A 13,804-nucleotide genomic window follows, 5' to 3' on the forward strand; every position below is an offset into this window, starting at 1 on the left:
GTTGCCTTCCTTATTCGTGATTAACGACCCGTAACATCCGGTCGTGGCCCGCCATATCCTGACGAACCGTGACCGTCGCCCGCGGTATCGCTTTTTCAAAAATCGCCCGCAGTGCCGCCGCCTGGTGATAACCAAACTCTAAGTAGAGCTTACCACCGGCAGCAAGGTGTGGTGCCACCGTGGCGGCGAGCCGCTCATATAATGCCAAGCCGTGGTTGGCAGCAAATAACGCGCCGTGCGGTTCGTAATTCAAGACGCTAGCGTCCATCACCGGCTCTTCAGCGTGGTCGATGTAGGGCGGGTTGCTGACGATGACGTCAAAGCGGGTCGCCGGCACGCTCGCCAACAGGTCACTTTGATAAAAATCAACGGCCAAACCGAGGGTGCGCGCATTTTGGCGCGCGACCGTTAACGCACCATCCGCCACGTCACTTCCTTCAATTTGCCAGTCCGGACGCTCGTGCTTTAACGCTAACGCGATGGCCCCCGAACCGGTGCCCACGTCTAATACGTTGCATGCCGAGGTCGCGGGGGCGTCGCTGAGTACCCAGTCGACCAGCTCCTCAGTTTCGACCCGCGGAATTAGGACGTTCGAATTTACGGTCAGTTCGAGGCCGTAAAACGGCGCGCGTCCCAGTACGTACTGGGCGGGTTCACCGGCCGCGACCCGCTTGACCATTGCTTGATAAGTCGTAGATAGTGCCGTGGGCATGGTATCGCGGTAGTGCACCAGTAGCTGGGTCTGGTCAAAGTGGGTTAACCCCAGTAATAAGAAGCGGGCGTTATCACTGGGCACCCGCGCCGTTTTTAGACAAAAAGAAGCCCACTGCTGGGCTTCAAAATAAGTTGGTGCGGAATTAGTCATTGGCTAATTGCTCCATCTTCTTGGCTTGGTCGGCTAAGACGAGTGCGTCGATGATTTCTTCCATTTCACCATTCATCACCCGGTCAAGTTTGTTCAACGTTAGGCCGATGCGGTGGTCGGTCACCCGGTTTTGTGGGAAGTTGTACGTCCGGATCCGTTCGGAACGGTCACCACTACCGACGGCGGATTTCCGTTCGGCATCGTACTGGTTCTGTTCACGGGATTGGTAATAATCGTAGACCCGCGCCCGCAAAATTTCCATCGCCTTAGCACGGTTCTGTTGCTGTGACCGCTGATCCTGCATCGAAACAACGATCCCGGTTGGTAAGTGGGTCATCCGCACGGCGGAAGACGTCTTGTTAATATGCTGACCACCGGCACCGGATGAGCGGAACACGTCGGTCCGAATGTCCTTTTGGTCGATTTTAATATCAACGTCCTTGGCTTCCGGCATCACGCCGACGGTCGCCGTGGAAGTGTGCACCCGACCAGCCGATTCCGTCACGGGCACCCGTTGAACCCGGTGGGCACCACTTTCGTACTTCAACTTCGAGTAAACCTTATCACCAGAAATAATCAGCACGATTTCCTTAAAGCCACCGACTTCGGTTTCGTTGCGGTCCGCAACTTCCACGTTCCAGCCTTGCCGTTCGGCGTACTTGGAATACATGTTGAACAGGTCAGCCGCAAACAAGCTGGCTTCGTCACCACCGGCCGCCCCGTGGATTTCCATGATGATGTTCTTATCATCGTTCGGGTCCTTTGGCAGCATCAATAAGGTAATTTCGTGTTCCAACTGCGCCTTTTCTTCGTTCAAGTTCTTCAAGTCGTCCTTGACCATGGCGTTCATGTCATCGTCCAACTTTTCGCGCAGTAATTCATCATTTTCGTCGATTTGGCTTTGAACTTCCTTATAACGGTTATACTTTTCGACCGTTTCACGGATGTTCCCCATTTCCTTCGACAACTTCATGAAGCGTTGCGAATCCGCAATCACTTCGGGGTCACTCAGGAGTTCCCCCAATTCTTCATAACGGTCCGCGACCGCCTGTAACTTATCAAAAAACTTATCCATGGTTCGTTAATTCCTCACTTTGTTAGTTTCGGCGGGTAAAAGTAGTGTCGGCGGCAAACCGGGTAGTACGCCTCGTTACCCCCGATTTGAACCTGCTCGCCTTCATAAACCGGCTGGCCTTCGTGAAAACGTAAGTTCATGATGGCCTTCTTACGACAGAACCAGCAGATGGTCTTCATCTCTTCGATTTTATCCGCGTAAAGCAACAGGTACTTGCTTCCCTCGAACAGTTCGTTGCGAAAATCGTTCTTCAAACCGAACGTCATCACCGGAATCTGCAAATCGTCGACGATGTGCGCCAGTTCTAAAACGTGGTGCTTTTTTAAAAACTGGGCTTCGTCGATCAATACACAGGCCGCGTCGGTATTCGTCCGTTTAACGACGTCCAACACGTTGGTATCATCAAAAATCGGAATGGCCTCGCGTTTTAACCCAATCCGGCTCGCCACGTAGCCCACACCGTCGCGGTTATCCAAGCCGCTAGTCAGAATAATGACCGACTTATTTTGTTCCTCGTAGTTGTGAGCAACTTTTAAAATTTCAATGGTCTTCCCGCTATTCATCGCACCGTATCGAAAAAATAATTGTGCCAAGCGACTGACTCCCCTTTTTTTACATATTTCTAGTCAATTATAGCGGATTTCAAGCGGAATTTCAGCCCCGAGCAGCGAAAAGCTATTAACGAATTCATAAGTTGGCTTGCAACAACGACGGTATTGCTTTTCTTTTAGTATCGTTCAGTATAAAATATTGAAAAGTAGGACTTTGTCCACACACTGTTATCACTACGAATGGCCAGTCCCATCCGTAAATCAATTAATAGGGGTACGGATAACTTATGTCAATTAATAGTACGTTAGCCACTTGGACCGGTAAGTCTGCTTACTGGTTCCTGCACACTTTCCGTGGCGGTGGGAGTTCACTCCCCGGAAAGCTGGCTTTGAAACTTGACCCAGCAATTTTAAAGCACCTTGCCAAAAACTACGACGTGATCGTCATTACCGGAACGAACGGAAAAACGCTCACGACCGCTTTGACGGTCAAAGTGTTACACGAACAGTATCCGGACATCTTAACCAATCCCAGCGGCTCGAACATGAAACAGGGAATCGTCACGACCTTCCTAACGGCGCCCAAAGCGCACCACAAACCGCTGGCCGTTCTAGAAGTTGACGAAGCCAACGTAATCATGGTCACCAAGTACATCACCCCGAAGGCCTTCGTCTTTACGAACATCTTCCGCGACCAAATGGACCGCTACGGTGAAATTTACACGACTTACCAAAAAATTCTGGACGGGGTCGCGTTAGCCCCGGAAGCGACCATTATCGCGAACGGCGACTTACCACTCTTCCATTCTAAGAACTTGCCGAACCCGATGCTCTTTTACGGCTTTGACTACCAGGCCGATCACGATCAACAGGCCCCGGCCAACACCGACGGCCTGCTCTGCCCGAACTGCCAACACATCTTGCGGTACCATAGCCGGACTTACAGTAATATGGGTAAGTATTTCTGCCCAAACTGCGGCTTCGAACGGCCCCAGTTAACTTGGAAATTAAACGCGCTGACCAGCATGACGCCGACCAGTTCTGATTTTGAAATCAACGGTCAGGCGATGCACCTAAACATTGGCGGTCAGTATAACATTTATAACGCGCTGGCAGCCTTCGCCGTTGGCCGGTTTATGGACGTTCCGGCTAAACAAATCGCCCACGCCCTGAGCGCCAACGACGAACAGGTCTTTGGCCGTCAGGAAACTTTCCACGTTGGCGATAAGGACGTTACCCTGATTCTGGTTAAAAACCCGGTCGGCTTAAACCAGGTCATTCAGACGATCAGCACCGACGAGCGCCCATTCTCATTCGCCGCGCTACTCAACGCTAACTACGCTGACGGAATCGATACTAGCTGGATCTGGGACGGCGACTTCGAAAAGCTACCCGAAATGAACATTCCGGCTTTCATCAGCGGTGGTGAGCGCTACCGTGACATCACGTTCCGCTTGAAAGTGGCCGGGGTGACGCCGGAACAACTGACCGTGATTCCGGACCTAACTAACATGACGGCGGCGATTCAGAACTTACCGACCAAGCAGGTTTACGTGGTTGCGACCTACACGGCCATGTTGCAGCTCCGCAAGCAACTAGCCAGTCAGGGGATTATTAACGGGGGGATGGCATAACATGACTTATACACTACACGCCGCCCACTTATACGGCGACTTGATGAACACTTACGGCGACATCGGTAACATTTTAGCGATGGGCTACTACGCCAAGGCGGTCAACGCCACCATCGACGTCGACCTGGTCAGCTTAGACGACCCCTTCGACCCCGATAAGTACGACTTCGTGCTCTTCGGCGGTGGTCAGGATTACGAACAGTCGATTGTTTCTAAGGACTTACAAACCAAGAAGGCGCCGTTAACGCGCTACATCGAAGACGGCGGTCCGTTTCTCGCCATCTGTGGTGGCTTTCAAATGCTTGGGCACTACTACATCGGCGCCAACGGTGAAAAGATTGCCGGCATCGGCGCCCTCGACCACTACACGCTTAGTCAAGACAATAACCGCTTTATCGGCAACATCACCATCAAAAACGCCGAGACTGGCCAGACCTACTACGGTTTTGAAAACCATAACGGGATGACCTTCCTCGGCGATGGTGAACGGCCACTGGGTGATGTCTTGCAGGGTCACGGGAATAACGGTAAGGATGGTAGTGAGGGTGTGATTTATAAGAACACCTTTGGCTCCTACTTCCATGGCCCGATCTTGGCCCGCAACGAAGCGTTGGCCAAGCGGATTTTAAAAATCGCCCTCAACCGTAAGTACCCGGACGCCGATTTCAGCGCCCTCGATCAACTCACCGAGGACCTCACTAAAAACGTCGACGTTAAAGCTTAATTGAAGTCCCTTATAACCACGCTGAAGCGAACCCTTCAGCGTGGTTTTTTGTGTCCGGACGCCATCCGGGCGATATTAGGCAAAACTTGCGCTTAATCGTTAACCCCTCAAAGCTATAACAATTTTTTATGTACTTTTTGAAAGCGCTTTTTATTAAACTGATTAAATCAGTTATTAACCAATAAAAAAAGATTGCTACCCACTTTAGGTATCAATCTTTTTTATCATAACAGGGGTTGAACTAATTACGCTTTTTCACCAGGTTCGGAAGCAATAATTTGCAAGTCGCCCTTCAACGTCCACTGCTTAACGTCGAACGGCAAAATGAAGTGCACGCCCTTTGCTAACGGGTAGTCCTGACCATCTACGGTGATACTGCCCTTCCCGTCAAGCACGGAAACTAAGGTGTACGGCGCCTTACCGCGGTTGAACGTCGCCTGACCATCCGTTAAACGCCATTGCCAGACACCGAAGAATGGCGATTGTACGTACTTGGTAACGCTAGCGTCGCCAACCTTGGTGGTCGTAATGTCTAAGTCCGGATCGTGGTGTGGCACGTTAGTGGTGTCAATTGATTGTTGTAAGTGTAATTCGCGTTTCTTACCAGTCGTCTTGTCGACCCGGTCCCAGTCATACAGGCGGTAGGTCGTATCGGAACTTTGTTGGGTTTCCAACACCATGATGCCCTTACCGACCGCGTGGATCGTGCCAGACGGGACGTAAAGGAAGTCGCCGGCCTTGACTGGCACCCGCCGCAACAGCTGATTCCACTGGCCGTTATGAATCATGTCCGCTAATTCTTCGCGGGTCTTCGCGTGGTGGCCGTAAATCATGGTGGCCCCGGGTTCTGCCGAAATCACGTACCAGCATTCCGTCTTACCAAGTTCGTGTTCGTGTTCGGCCGCGTACGCGTCATCCGGGTGGACTTGCACTGACAAGTCTTCACTGGCATCCAAAATCTTCGTCAACAACGGGAAAACGTCGCCCTTGGCGTTACCAAAGACGTCGCGGTGCTGCGCCCAGACGTTGTCCAGGGTCATGCCGGCGTACGGGCCGTTTTCAACGGTTGCCGGGCCGTGCGGATGGGCAGAGATTGCCCAGCATTCGCCGGTGTGATCACTCGGAATATCATAATCAAAGTCGGTACGTAACTTGGTTCCGCCCCAGATTTTTTCGTGGAAAACGGGTTTTAAGAAATACGGTTCACTCATAGTTTCGACACACTCCAATGAATAAAATTGATAAATTAACTAATTAGAGTTTAGCATAGATGTAAGCGCTTGTGAATTGGCCTAAACCGTTTTCAGCCGCCATCACCCTTTCAATTCCAAAGTATCCGCTAGCCAAGCCGCTATCAAGCGCCGGCGGGCCGGTAAAAATTGCCGGTCATTGACCTGCGGGTGCACCCGGTTGGATAAGAAAACGAGGCCGCTTTGGTGGCGCCGGTCTAACATCAACAGCGTTCCCGTGTAGCCGGTATGGAAAATGACCGGGCTGCGATCCGCCATGTGCCACAAATTCCAGCCAAAGCTCCGCCGTAAGTGCCCGTTCGGTGTCCAATCCCGGTACAACCCTTCAATTGTCGTCTGTTCCAGCACTTGTGGGACGTCTAATTGACCGAGCATCAGTTGCGAAAAGCGGACCAAGTCATGCACGCTGGCAAATAAGCCGGCGGAACCACAGCGCGCACCCAAAATCCGTCCTTTCGGATCATGGACGATTCCGCGTAATAGTCCGGACCGTGGCGAATAGACGGTCGGTACCGCCTGGTTAACCGTGGGTGTAAAAGTTGCATCCGGTAAGCCCAACGGTTGAAGGACCCGCTCGGTGATCACCCGCTGAACCGGCTGACCAGTTAAGCGTTCGATAATCAGCCCCATCAAAATCAACCCTAAATCGGTGTACACGACCCGGTGGTTTAAATTCGCCCGACTGATGGGGAGGTCGTTGATGGCCGCCAGTAAATCGGCCGCCGGTAACGCGTTGCGATTCGGGATGTAGCCACTGATACCGCTCGTGTGGGTCATTAGGTTTTGAACCGAGACCCCCGCCGTTTTAAATTCGGGCAAGTACGCTTGGACGTCCCGGGTCACGTCCAGTTGCCCGGTCGCCATCAATTGTAGGGCCACGGTCGTCGTCCCGACGACCTTGCTGACGGACGCTAGGTCGTACAGGGCGTGGGGCCAAAGCTCTAGCCGTTCTGGTACCGTCGCGGCCACGCCGACCTGGTACGTCCAAACGGCCTCTCCGTTAATCAGCCCGTAACTGGCTCCCGGAATAATCTGCTGAGCGACCATCCGCTCGATTGCTCGTTGTGTTCGTTCAAAAACCATCTGTCTTTACCATTCTTCCTCAATTAAATTAACGTTGTTCCCGGAGCAGGCGCGGCAAAACGGCGGCCCAGTATATAATTAGGCTCACCACGACGATCACGCCGGTCCACCGGCGCGTCAGGCCGCCGAGTTGCCAGGCCACCATGGCGATAACAATCAGTAGCGCACAGGCCCACTCGATCTGCCGACCGTGCTGATCCAACCATTTCATCCGCGTCCCTCCCTCAAATCAAGTATAAACCAAAACGGTGACCAATATCGCGTCCCGATACTGATCACCGTTATGATAAAACTAATCTAATTCAACTTTTTGAATCCAACCTTCTGGGGCTTCACGGTCGCCGAATTGAATCCCGGTCAATTCATCGTAAAGTTTCTTCGTAACCGGACCCACTTCGGTTTCACTGTAGAAGACGTGCAGCTTTCCGTTGTGTTCCAAGCCACCGATTGGTGAGATGACGGCCGCCGTCCCACAAGCACCAGCTTCGGCAAAGCGGTCGAGGTCGTCGATGTAAACATCGCCCTGTTCAGTCTTCATGCCGAATTTGTGTTCCGCTAACCAAAGCAACGAGTACTTAGTGACGGAAGGCAAGATTGACGGTGACTTCGGCGTCACGAAGGTGCCGTCCTTAGTAATCCCAAAGAAGTTGGCGGAACCGACTTCTTCAATCTTGCGGTGTTCGATCGGATCCAGGTAAACACAGTCGGAGAAGCCGTGTTGATGAGCTTCCTGGCCTGGGAATAGGCTGGCAGCGTAGTTACCACCAACTTTGTAGGCCCCGGTCCCCTTGTGTGCGGCCCGGTCGTAGTTCGACGTCGTAAAGTTGGTTGGCGTCATGCCACCCTTAAAGTAGCTCCCAACCGGCGTTGCAAAGACCGTGAAGATGTATTCGTCAGCCGGATGGACGCCGATGTTACCACCGACCCCAATCATGAGTGGCCGTAGGTACAAGGTTGCGCCGGTGCCGTACGGCGGCACGTAGTCCTGGTTAGCACGAACGACTTTTTTAACCGCGTTGACGAACATATCGGTTGGTACTTGCGGCATTAACAACCGTTCACAACTGGTCTGCATCCGCGCAGCGTTGCGGTCCGGCCGGAATAATTGGATGCTGCCATCCTTGGTCCGGTAAGCTTTTAGGCCTTCAAAATCTTGTTGGCCGTAGTGTAAGGCGGTTGAACCCTCACTGATATGTAAAGTGGCGTCACCAGTTAACTCTTCTTTAACCCATTCACCATCTTTATAATAAGCACGATAACGATATGGAAGGTTACGGTACTTGAACCCTAAGTTGTTCCAATCCAATTGTACGTCTGCCATGTGATTCAACTTCCTTTATTATGTAATTTACTCAAATTGATTAATTTGAATTTAATTAAAAGATTAATGGTTTATTAGAAGTTTGTCAAGGGCGGAATCCAAATCCCGACCGCCGAACTGCAGATTTTTTTGCTATAATGGGATTAAACTTAACAAAGGACTGGTTCGTCGTGGCAAGTAATTCAGATTCTATTTATAACGTCATGTTCTACGTCGCCCACCATCCGGCTGAGATTGCCTTCACTACGCCTGAATATACCAACGTGGTGCGGATGAGTATTCCCGACACGGTCAACGTCGCCAACCCGGAGATCTACTTTCCGGATAACAAGTTACTGGTCAACCGTTTTACCGACGATTTCGTGGCTAAAAACGGCGACTTACTCGATTTCTTCTTCGACTATACTGAAAAAAAGGTGCCGAACTACCACGAAGTTTGGGTCACCAGTGCCCACCTTCCGGATAAACACCGCTATTTCTTAGAACTATCATTTGAATAAGACCCTTAACCGGCGCTTGCGGTAACGATTTGTTACTGGAAGCGCTTTATTAATTAATTAAAACGCGTTACAATCACCGTAGAGCATTCTGTTACGGACTTAATCATTAAGTAAAGGTTGTGAGGTTGATGAAACGCAATAAAACAATTAGTTTTTCCTGGCCCGGTAGCGACCGCTTTTTCCCTAGCTATTCGAACTGGTTCCGCGGGTTGGCCTTACTGGCAATTCCCGTGATTTTAATCGACATGTTCTGTGCTTTCTTAGCGGTCAGTTTCCTGATTGACACATTGACGGCCGTCTACCTGGTCCTACTTGTCGGGACGTTTATCGTGGAAACGGCCAACCACGGCCTGCGTCACCATTCCAAACACCGAATGGGCTAAAGTACATATTCGGGGGATTAAAAAAACGTACGCCCAAAGTCAGCCGACTTTGGGCGTACGTTTCGTCTATCAATATTTGGAAACACCTAAGGGACTGTGACTACTGCCACAGCCCCTATTCGCTTTACTTCTTAGTCATAAAAATATACAGGTCGCTAGTCGACACCCCGACCGTGAACTTGACGCCGTTGGAATAAATCGGGTCAATCGTGGTCGTGCTGCTACTATTGTCCTTAGTCGCCTTCTGGAAGGCTTTCATCACGGTCTTAGCGTTGGCACCGCTGGCCGTGCTGAGGAGCGCAAATGAGGTTCCAAAGGTCTTAGAACGCGTTTTATCCTTAAAGGCCTTCGTCGGTACGATCAAGGCCGCGCCAACCACGTCACCATTTTGGACGTTCAGCCGGATGCGGTAGTCCTTGGTCGTCACCACGTTTCGTAACCCGTCGGCCGGCGTCTTGCTAGGTAAGAGTTGGTCCTTGACCTTAGCCTTAGCCGTCTTCATGGCACTGGCAACTTGCTGCTGACTCGTTTGCAACTCAGCCGCCTGGGTCTGCAACTTAGCCGCAGCCGCTTGCTGGGTCTGCAACGTCTGCGCCGCGGTGGCCGCCTGGGCACCACCCGCTTTCAGTTGCGCCTGGGCCTGCTTAACCTTTTTTTGAATCGTCGCTTGCTGGCTCTTGAGCGTCGCCCCCTGCTTTTGCAGCCTCTGGGCGGCCGCCTGATCAGCCTTACTTAACTTCGAACCGATTAGGGCGTTATTATACGTCGTCGCCAACTTTTGGTAGCCGTTCAACCGCTTAGCCGCGCTGACGTGGGCCGTGGTCGTCTTACCGGCCGCCATGATTTTAACCGTTTGACGGGTCGTCTTCGCCGGCACCTGAATCACGAACGTGTGGTGGTTAACGTTGGCGTGCTGCGTCTTGGCGCCATCAACTTGGTAGCTGACCTTAGCCGTTGTTGCCCGTCCCTTAACCGCGGCCACTAAGCCGTTTGGCCTGTAGTTGGTTTTTGTCGTTGATAAGTCGCTTGCGCCGCAGCCGGCTAATCCTGAGCCGAGGACGCCCAGGCCGACCATCAACATTGCTTGTTTCCGAAACACTGACACTCCTCCTTTACTCCACATCAATATTGCCAGTAAACTGACTGTTGTATAAGTCCGCGTAGAAGCCGTTTTGCGCCATTAACTCTTGGTGCGTCCCGGTTTCAACGACCGATCCGTGGTTCATGACAATAATGTTGTCGGCGCCCTGAATCGTTGACAGCCGGTGTGCGACCACGAAACTGGTCCGGTTCTTCAAGAGCCGTTCCATCGCGTGTTGGATGTGGACTTCGGTCCGGGTATCAACGGAACTGGTGGCTTCATCCAAAATTAAAATTTCAGGATCAGCCACGAACGCCCGGGCAATCGTTAGCAATTGCCGTTGCCCTTGGGAAATATTCGAGGCCTCTTCGTTCAGCACCGTGTTATAGCCGTCTGGTAACTTGCGGACAAAGCCGTCAACGTGAGCCGCCTTAGCCGCCGCGTAAATTTCTTCATCGCTGGCGTCTTCACGACCATACTTCAAGTTATCGAAGATTGTCCCGGTGAATAACCAGGTATCCTGCAAGACCATGGCAAAGTGGGAACGTAAATCCTCGCGTTTCAAGTCGCGAGTATCGACGCCGTTCAAGCGGATCGAACCGCCCTTAACGTCGTAGAACCGCTCCAATAAGTTGATGATGGTCGTCTTGCCGGCCCCGGTCGGTCCAACGATGGCCACCTGCTGACCACGCTTAACGTCCAAGTTATAGTCGGTCATTAGTAGGGCGTCGTCGGTATACCCGAACTGGACGTGCTCCAAGCTGATCAAGTTGTCGGTGTCGGTTTGTGCTGGCAAGTTCGACTTGGTCCGCTTCATTTCTTCTTCGTCCAACACTTCGAAAACCCGTTCCGCGGAGGCAATCGTTGATTGAATCGTGTTCAGCAAGTTGGCCATCTGTGAAATTGGCTGCGAGAACTGCTGGGTATATTGCAGGAAGGCCTGAATGTTCCCCAAGGTCACCTTACCGTTAGCGACGTCGATCCCACCAATGATGGCAACGAAAACGTAGCCGATGTTATTTAAAAACATCATTAATGGCATGATGATCCCGGAAATAAACTGGGCTTTCCAGGCTGACTGGTAATAATTCTCGTTTTGTTCTTCGAAAGCGTCGATCGTGTCCTGTTCCTTATTGAAACTCTTGATGACCACGTGACCGGCGTAATTTTCTTCGACCTGGTTATTTAATAGCCCCAGACTCTTTTGTTGGGTACCGAAAAATTTTTGCGATTTCGGTGCGATCACGCCGACGACGACCACGCTCAGTGGAATCGTCACCAGCGCAATCAGCGTTAGCTTCCAACTGATCGTGAGCATCATCCAAATCGTCCCGACAAACGTCACGGTACTCGTGACGGCCTGGGTCAGGTTTTGTTGCAGCGTATTGGCGATGTTATCCATATCGTTAACCGCCCGACTCATGATATCCCCGTTTGAATGGGTATCGTAATACGAAATCGGCACGTTTTGCATCTTACCCTTGAATGAGCGCCGCAACTTGTATACCGTCCCTTGCGAGATGCGGGTCATAATGTATTGTTGAATAAAGTTAAACAGCGCGGAGGCCACGTACATGATCAACACGATCAGGATGATTTGCCCGATTTTTTCAAAGTTGATTGGGAACCCGTTTTGACTGATCCCGGCTTGTTGCTGGGCGTTCCCCTTCATAATCCCCTTGTAAATTTCGGTAGTGGCTTTCCCTAAGATTTTCGGCGTTCGGATTTGGAAGATAACCGATATAATCGCAAAGAACATCACGATGGCCAGCCCGAACCAGCGATCCGACATGTAACGCATCAGCCGCACCGAGGTCTTCCAAAAACTCTTGGGTTTTTCAACTAAGCCCTGGGCACCGGGTCCGTGACGGGGACCACTGACTTTGGGTGCCTTGGTTGAGTTTGACTTATCTTCACTCATTAAAGTTGATCCTCCTCTCGTAACTGCGACTTCATAATTTCTTGGTAAACTTCGTTATGCGCCTTTAATTCAGCGTGAGTACCCTTACCGACTAACTTCCCGTTGTCTAACACGAGGATTAAGTCAGCATCCGCCACCGTCGCAATCCGTTGCGCCACGATGACCACGACACTTTGTTGAATCAACTTATCCTGGCGCAGTTCAGCCCGTAATTCGGCGTCGGTCTTAAAGTCCAGCGCGGAAAAGGAATCGTCAAAGACGTAGGCCGCGGCGTGCTTAACTAAGGCCCGGGCAATCGCTAAGCGTTGCCGTTGACCACCGGAGAAGTTGCCACCGCCCTGTTCAACGTGGGCGTCCAAGCCGCCTTCTTCCTTAACGAAGTCGGTCGAACGAGCAATGTCTAAGGCGTGCCAAATTTCATCGTCCGTAGCATTTTCGTTCCCAAACTGCATGTTGTCGCGAATCGTCCCGGTAAATAGCGTCGCCGTCTGGGGCACAAAGGAAACCGCGCCGTGCAAGTCCGCGAGTTTTAAGTTGCGAACGTCAACCCCGTCCAACTTGACACTACCCTTTTCCTACGATTAGTCAAGCCCGGATAGTGGAAACTTTCCGCCTTGCCGGTTGGTCCTAAAGCGGCTGGAACGTGGTGGACACGACTTTAAGCCAAGCAACCCACTTGTCTTAAAGCTCGGTCTTTGGGTAAGCCGGGAAACGACCCCGACTAACGCAAACGACACCACTGAGCCACTTTAGAACCGCCCTCACGGCCTAAATAAGCGTAAACTAAACAGTGTCCCCCAATGATTGAAATTGGAAATATCAATGTGAGACTGCTAGAATTAAATTATAAGGTGTGAACCTTATTGGACCTCGAGTCCGTGGTATGAGTAATCATACAATTGGTTGGCCTTTACCATGGCTAAAAGACATTTGACCGTCTTATTCATGCAGGCCACCACTGCGACCTTATCCCGTTTGGGATAAGGTCCTTTTTTTAACCGGTAATAGTAATCAACAATGTGATTAGGAGCGGCAGCCTGTTGGCGAATCATGTTCCGAATAGCAAAGAATAAAATGCAGCGTGCATGGGCATCGCCACGTTTATTAATATGATCCTGGCGCGTATAGGTACCGGACTGGTAACGATTCAAGTCAATGCCAATATAGGCATTGAGTTTACGATTGTTTGAGAATCTACGAATATCACCTAATTCTCCAATCAATTCGGCGGCCGTTTGGTCGCCGATTCCTGGAAAAGAAGTCATAATCCGAAATTCAGGTAGTGTTTTTGCAAGTTCAACCAATCGTTTGATGATATGTTCTTTTTTTAGTTTCAAGTTAATGAGTACTCGCGCATAGTATCGAACTTCATCAACTTGGATACTGTCGGCGTTAGCTGCAGGGTAACTAACTGAA

The 13,804-nt window shown here is 51.2% G+C and carries 14 protein-coding genes and 1 pseudogene; 4 read left to right on the forward strand and 11 right to left on the reverse strand.

Annotation, left to right across the window (positions count from 1 at the left end; translation table 11 throughout):
- Positions 1–10: 10 nt before the first annotated feature.
- The 3 genes from prmC to FFM82_RS01325 are packed head-to-tail and all read right to left on the reverse strand — an operon-like array spanning position 11 to position 2,533.
- Complete coding sequence (gene prmC, locus FFM82_RS01315; RefSeq protein WP_137644063.1) at positions 11–865, reverse strand: peptide chain release factor N(5)-glutamine methyltransferase; 855 nt, start codon at positions 863–865, stop codon at positions 11–13.
- Positions 858–1,940 carry a peptide chain release factor 1 gene (prfA, locus tag FFM82_RS01320; protein ID WP_137644064.1) on the reverse strand — a complete coding sequence of 361 codons (1,083 nt, stop codon included), beginning with the start codon at positions 1,938–1,940 and terminating at the stop codon, positions 858–860. The genes prmC and prfA overlap by 8 nt, the downstream gene beginning before the upstream one ends.
- Positions 1,941–1,954: 14 nt before the next feature.
- Positions 1,955–2,533 (reverse strand): thymidine kinase, encoded by a 579-nt coding sequence (locus tag FFM82_RS01325; RefSeq protein ID WP_137644065.1) that lies wholly within the window; start codon positions 2,531–2,533, stop codon positions 1,955–1,957.
- Between the two features lie 245 nt (positions 2,534–2,778).
- On the opposite strand from FFM82_RS01325, the gene FFM82_RS01330 reads away from it, so the two are divergent.
- Positions 2,779–4,125: a Mur ligase family protein gene (locus FFM82_RS01330; RefSeq protein WP_137644066.1), complete on the forward strand. Its 1,347-nt coding sequence runs from the start codon at positions 2,779–2,781 to the stop codon at positions 4,123–4,125.
- A 1-nt stretch (position 4,126) separates the two neighbouring features.
- Positions 4,127–4,849 (forward strand): type 1 glutamine amidotransferase, encoded by a 723-nt coding sequence (locus FFM82_RS01335; protein ID WP_137644067.1) that lies wholly within the window; start codon positions 4,127–4,129, stop codon positions 4,847–4,849.
- A gap of 245 nt (positions 4,850–5,094) precedes the next feature.
- Here FFM82_RS01335 and manA read toward each other — a convergent pair whose 3' ends face one another.
- From manA to FFM82_RS01355, 4 genes are all read right to left on the reverse strand, one after another.
- Positions 5,095–6,060 (reverse strand): mannose-6-phosphate isomerase, class I, encoded by a 966-nt coding sequence (manA, locus tag FFM82_RS01340; protein ID WP_137644068.1) that lies wholly within the window; start codon positions 6,058–6,060, stop codon positions 5,095–5,097.
- Positions 6,061–6,162: 102 nt separating this feature from the next.
- Positions 6,163–7,182: a serine hydrolase domain-containing protein gene (locus FFM82_RS01345; protein WP_137644069.1), complete on the reverse strand. Its 1,020-nt coding sequence runs from the start codon at positions 7,180–7,182 to the stop codon at positions 6,163–6,165.
- A 28-nt stretch (positions 7,183–7,210) separates the two neighbouring features.
- Positions 7,211–7,393, reverse strand: a complete 183-nt coding sequence (locus tag FFM82_RS01350; RefSeq protein WP_137644070.1) for a hypothetical protein — start codon at positions 7,391–7,393, stop codon at positions 7,211–7,213.
- 81 nt (positions 7,394–7,474) lie between these two features.
- Entirely contained in the window at positions 7,475–8,503 is a 1,029-nt protein-coding gene (locus FFM82_RS01355) for a branched-chain amino acid aminotransferase (RefSeq protein ID WP_137644071.1), read from the reverse strand.
- Between the two features lie 137 nt (positions 8,504–8,640).
- Between FFM82_RS01355 and FFM82_RS01360 the strand changes: the two genes are divergently transcribed.
- On the forward strand, positions 8,641–9,003 hold the full coding sequence (locus FFM82_RS01360; RefSeq protein WP_170178167.1) for a hypothetical protein: 363 nt from the start codon (positions 8,641–8,643) through the stop codon (positions 9,001–9,003).
- A gap of 128 nt (positions 9,004–9,131) precedes the next feature.
- The gene (locus tag FFM82_RS01365) at positions 9,132–9,386 is read left to right on the forward strand and encodes a hypothetical protein (RefSeq protein WP_137644073.1); all 255 of its coding nucleotides are present in this window, start codon (positions 9,132–9,134) and stop codon (positions 9,384–9,386) included.
- Between the two features lie 124 nt (positions 9,387–9,510).
- On the opposite strand, the gene FFM82_RS01370 is transcribed toward FFM82_RS01365, so the two are convergent.
- The 4 genes and pseudogenes from FFM82_RS01370 to FFM82_RS01385 all read right to left on the reverse strand — a co-directional run.
- Complete coding sequence (locus FFM82_RS01370; RefSeq protein WP_137644074.1) at positions 9,511–10,485, reverse strand: hypothetical protein; 975 nt, start codon at positions 10,483–10,485, stop codon at positions 9,511–9,513.
- Positions 10,486–10,498: 13 nt separating this feature from the next.
- Positions 10,499–12,388: an ABC transporter ATP-binding protein gene (locus tag FFM82_RS01375; RefSeq protein ID WP_137644075.1), complete on the reverse strand. Its 1,890-nt coding sequence runs from the start codon at positions 12,386–12,388 to the stop codon at positions 10,499–10,501.
- Positions 12,388–12,963 (reverse strand): annotated as a pseudogene (locus FFM82_RS01380) (ATP-binding cassette domain-containing protein); the annotation flags it as partial. The gene FFM82_RS01375 and the pseudogene FFM82_RS01380, both read right to left, overlap by 1 nt.
- A gap of 285 nt (positions 12,964–13,248) precedes the next feature.
- A partial coding sequence (locus FFM82_RS01385) for a transposase (protein ID WP_137644076.1) occupies positions 13,249–13,804 on the reverse strand: 556 nt, incomplete at its 5' end.

It is taken from the genome of Lactiplantibacillus plajomi, assembly GCF_005405405.1.
Lineage (GTDB): Bacteria > Bacillota > Bacilli > Lactobacillales > Lactobacillaceae > Lactiplantibacillus > Lactiplantibacillus plajomi.

What these genes read in the sequence shown, in the direction of transcription:
- prmC (WP_137644063.1), bottom strand. Translation starts at nt 865, where the DNA reads ATGACTAATTCCGCACCAACTTATTTTGAAGCCCAGCAGTGGGCTTCT.
- prfA (WP_137644064.1), bottom strand. Translation starts at nt 1,940, where the DNA reads ATGGATAAGTTTTTTGATAAGTTACAGGCGGTCGCGGACCGTTATGAA.
- FFM82_RS01330 (WP_137644066.1), top strand. Translation starts at nt 2,779, where the DNA reads ATGTCAATTAATAGTACGTTAGCCACTTGGACCGGTAAGTCTGCTTAC.
- FFM82_RS01335 (WP_137644067.1), top strand. Translation starts at nt 4,127, where the DNA reads ATGACTTATACACTACACGCCGCCCACTTATACGGCGACTTGATGAAC.
- manA (WP_137644068.1), bottom strand. Translation starts at nt 6,060, where the DNA reads ATGAGTGAACCGTATTTCTTAAAACCCGTTTTCCACGAAAAAATCTGG.
- FFM82_RS01345 (WP_137644069.1), bottom strand. Translation starts at nt 7,182, where the DNA reads ATGGTTTTTGAACGAACACAACGAGCAATCGAGCGGATGGTCGCTCAG.
- FFM82_RS01350 (WP_137644070.1), bottom strand. Translation starts at nt 7,393, where the DNA reads ATGAAATGGTTGGATCAGCACGGTCGGCAGATCGAGTGGGCCTGTGCG.
- FFM82_RS01355 (WP_137644071.1), bottom strand. Translation starts at nt 8,503, where the DNA reads ATGGCAGACGTACAATTGGATTGGAACAACTTAGGGTTCAAGTACCGT.
- FFM82_RS01360 (WP_170178167.1), top strand. Translation starts at nt 8,641, where the DNA reads ATGGGATTAAACTTAACAAAGGACTGGTTCGTCGTGGCAAGTAATTCA.
- FFM82_RS01365 (WP_137644073.1), top strand. Translation starts at nt 9,132, where the DNA reads ATGAAACGCAATAAAACAATTAGTTTTTCCTGGCCCGGTAGCGACCGC.
- FFM82_RS01375 (WP_137644075.1), bottom strand. Translation starts at nt 12,388, where the DNA reads ATGAGTGAAGATAAGTCAAACTCAACCAAGGCACCCAAAGTCAGTGGT.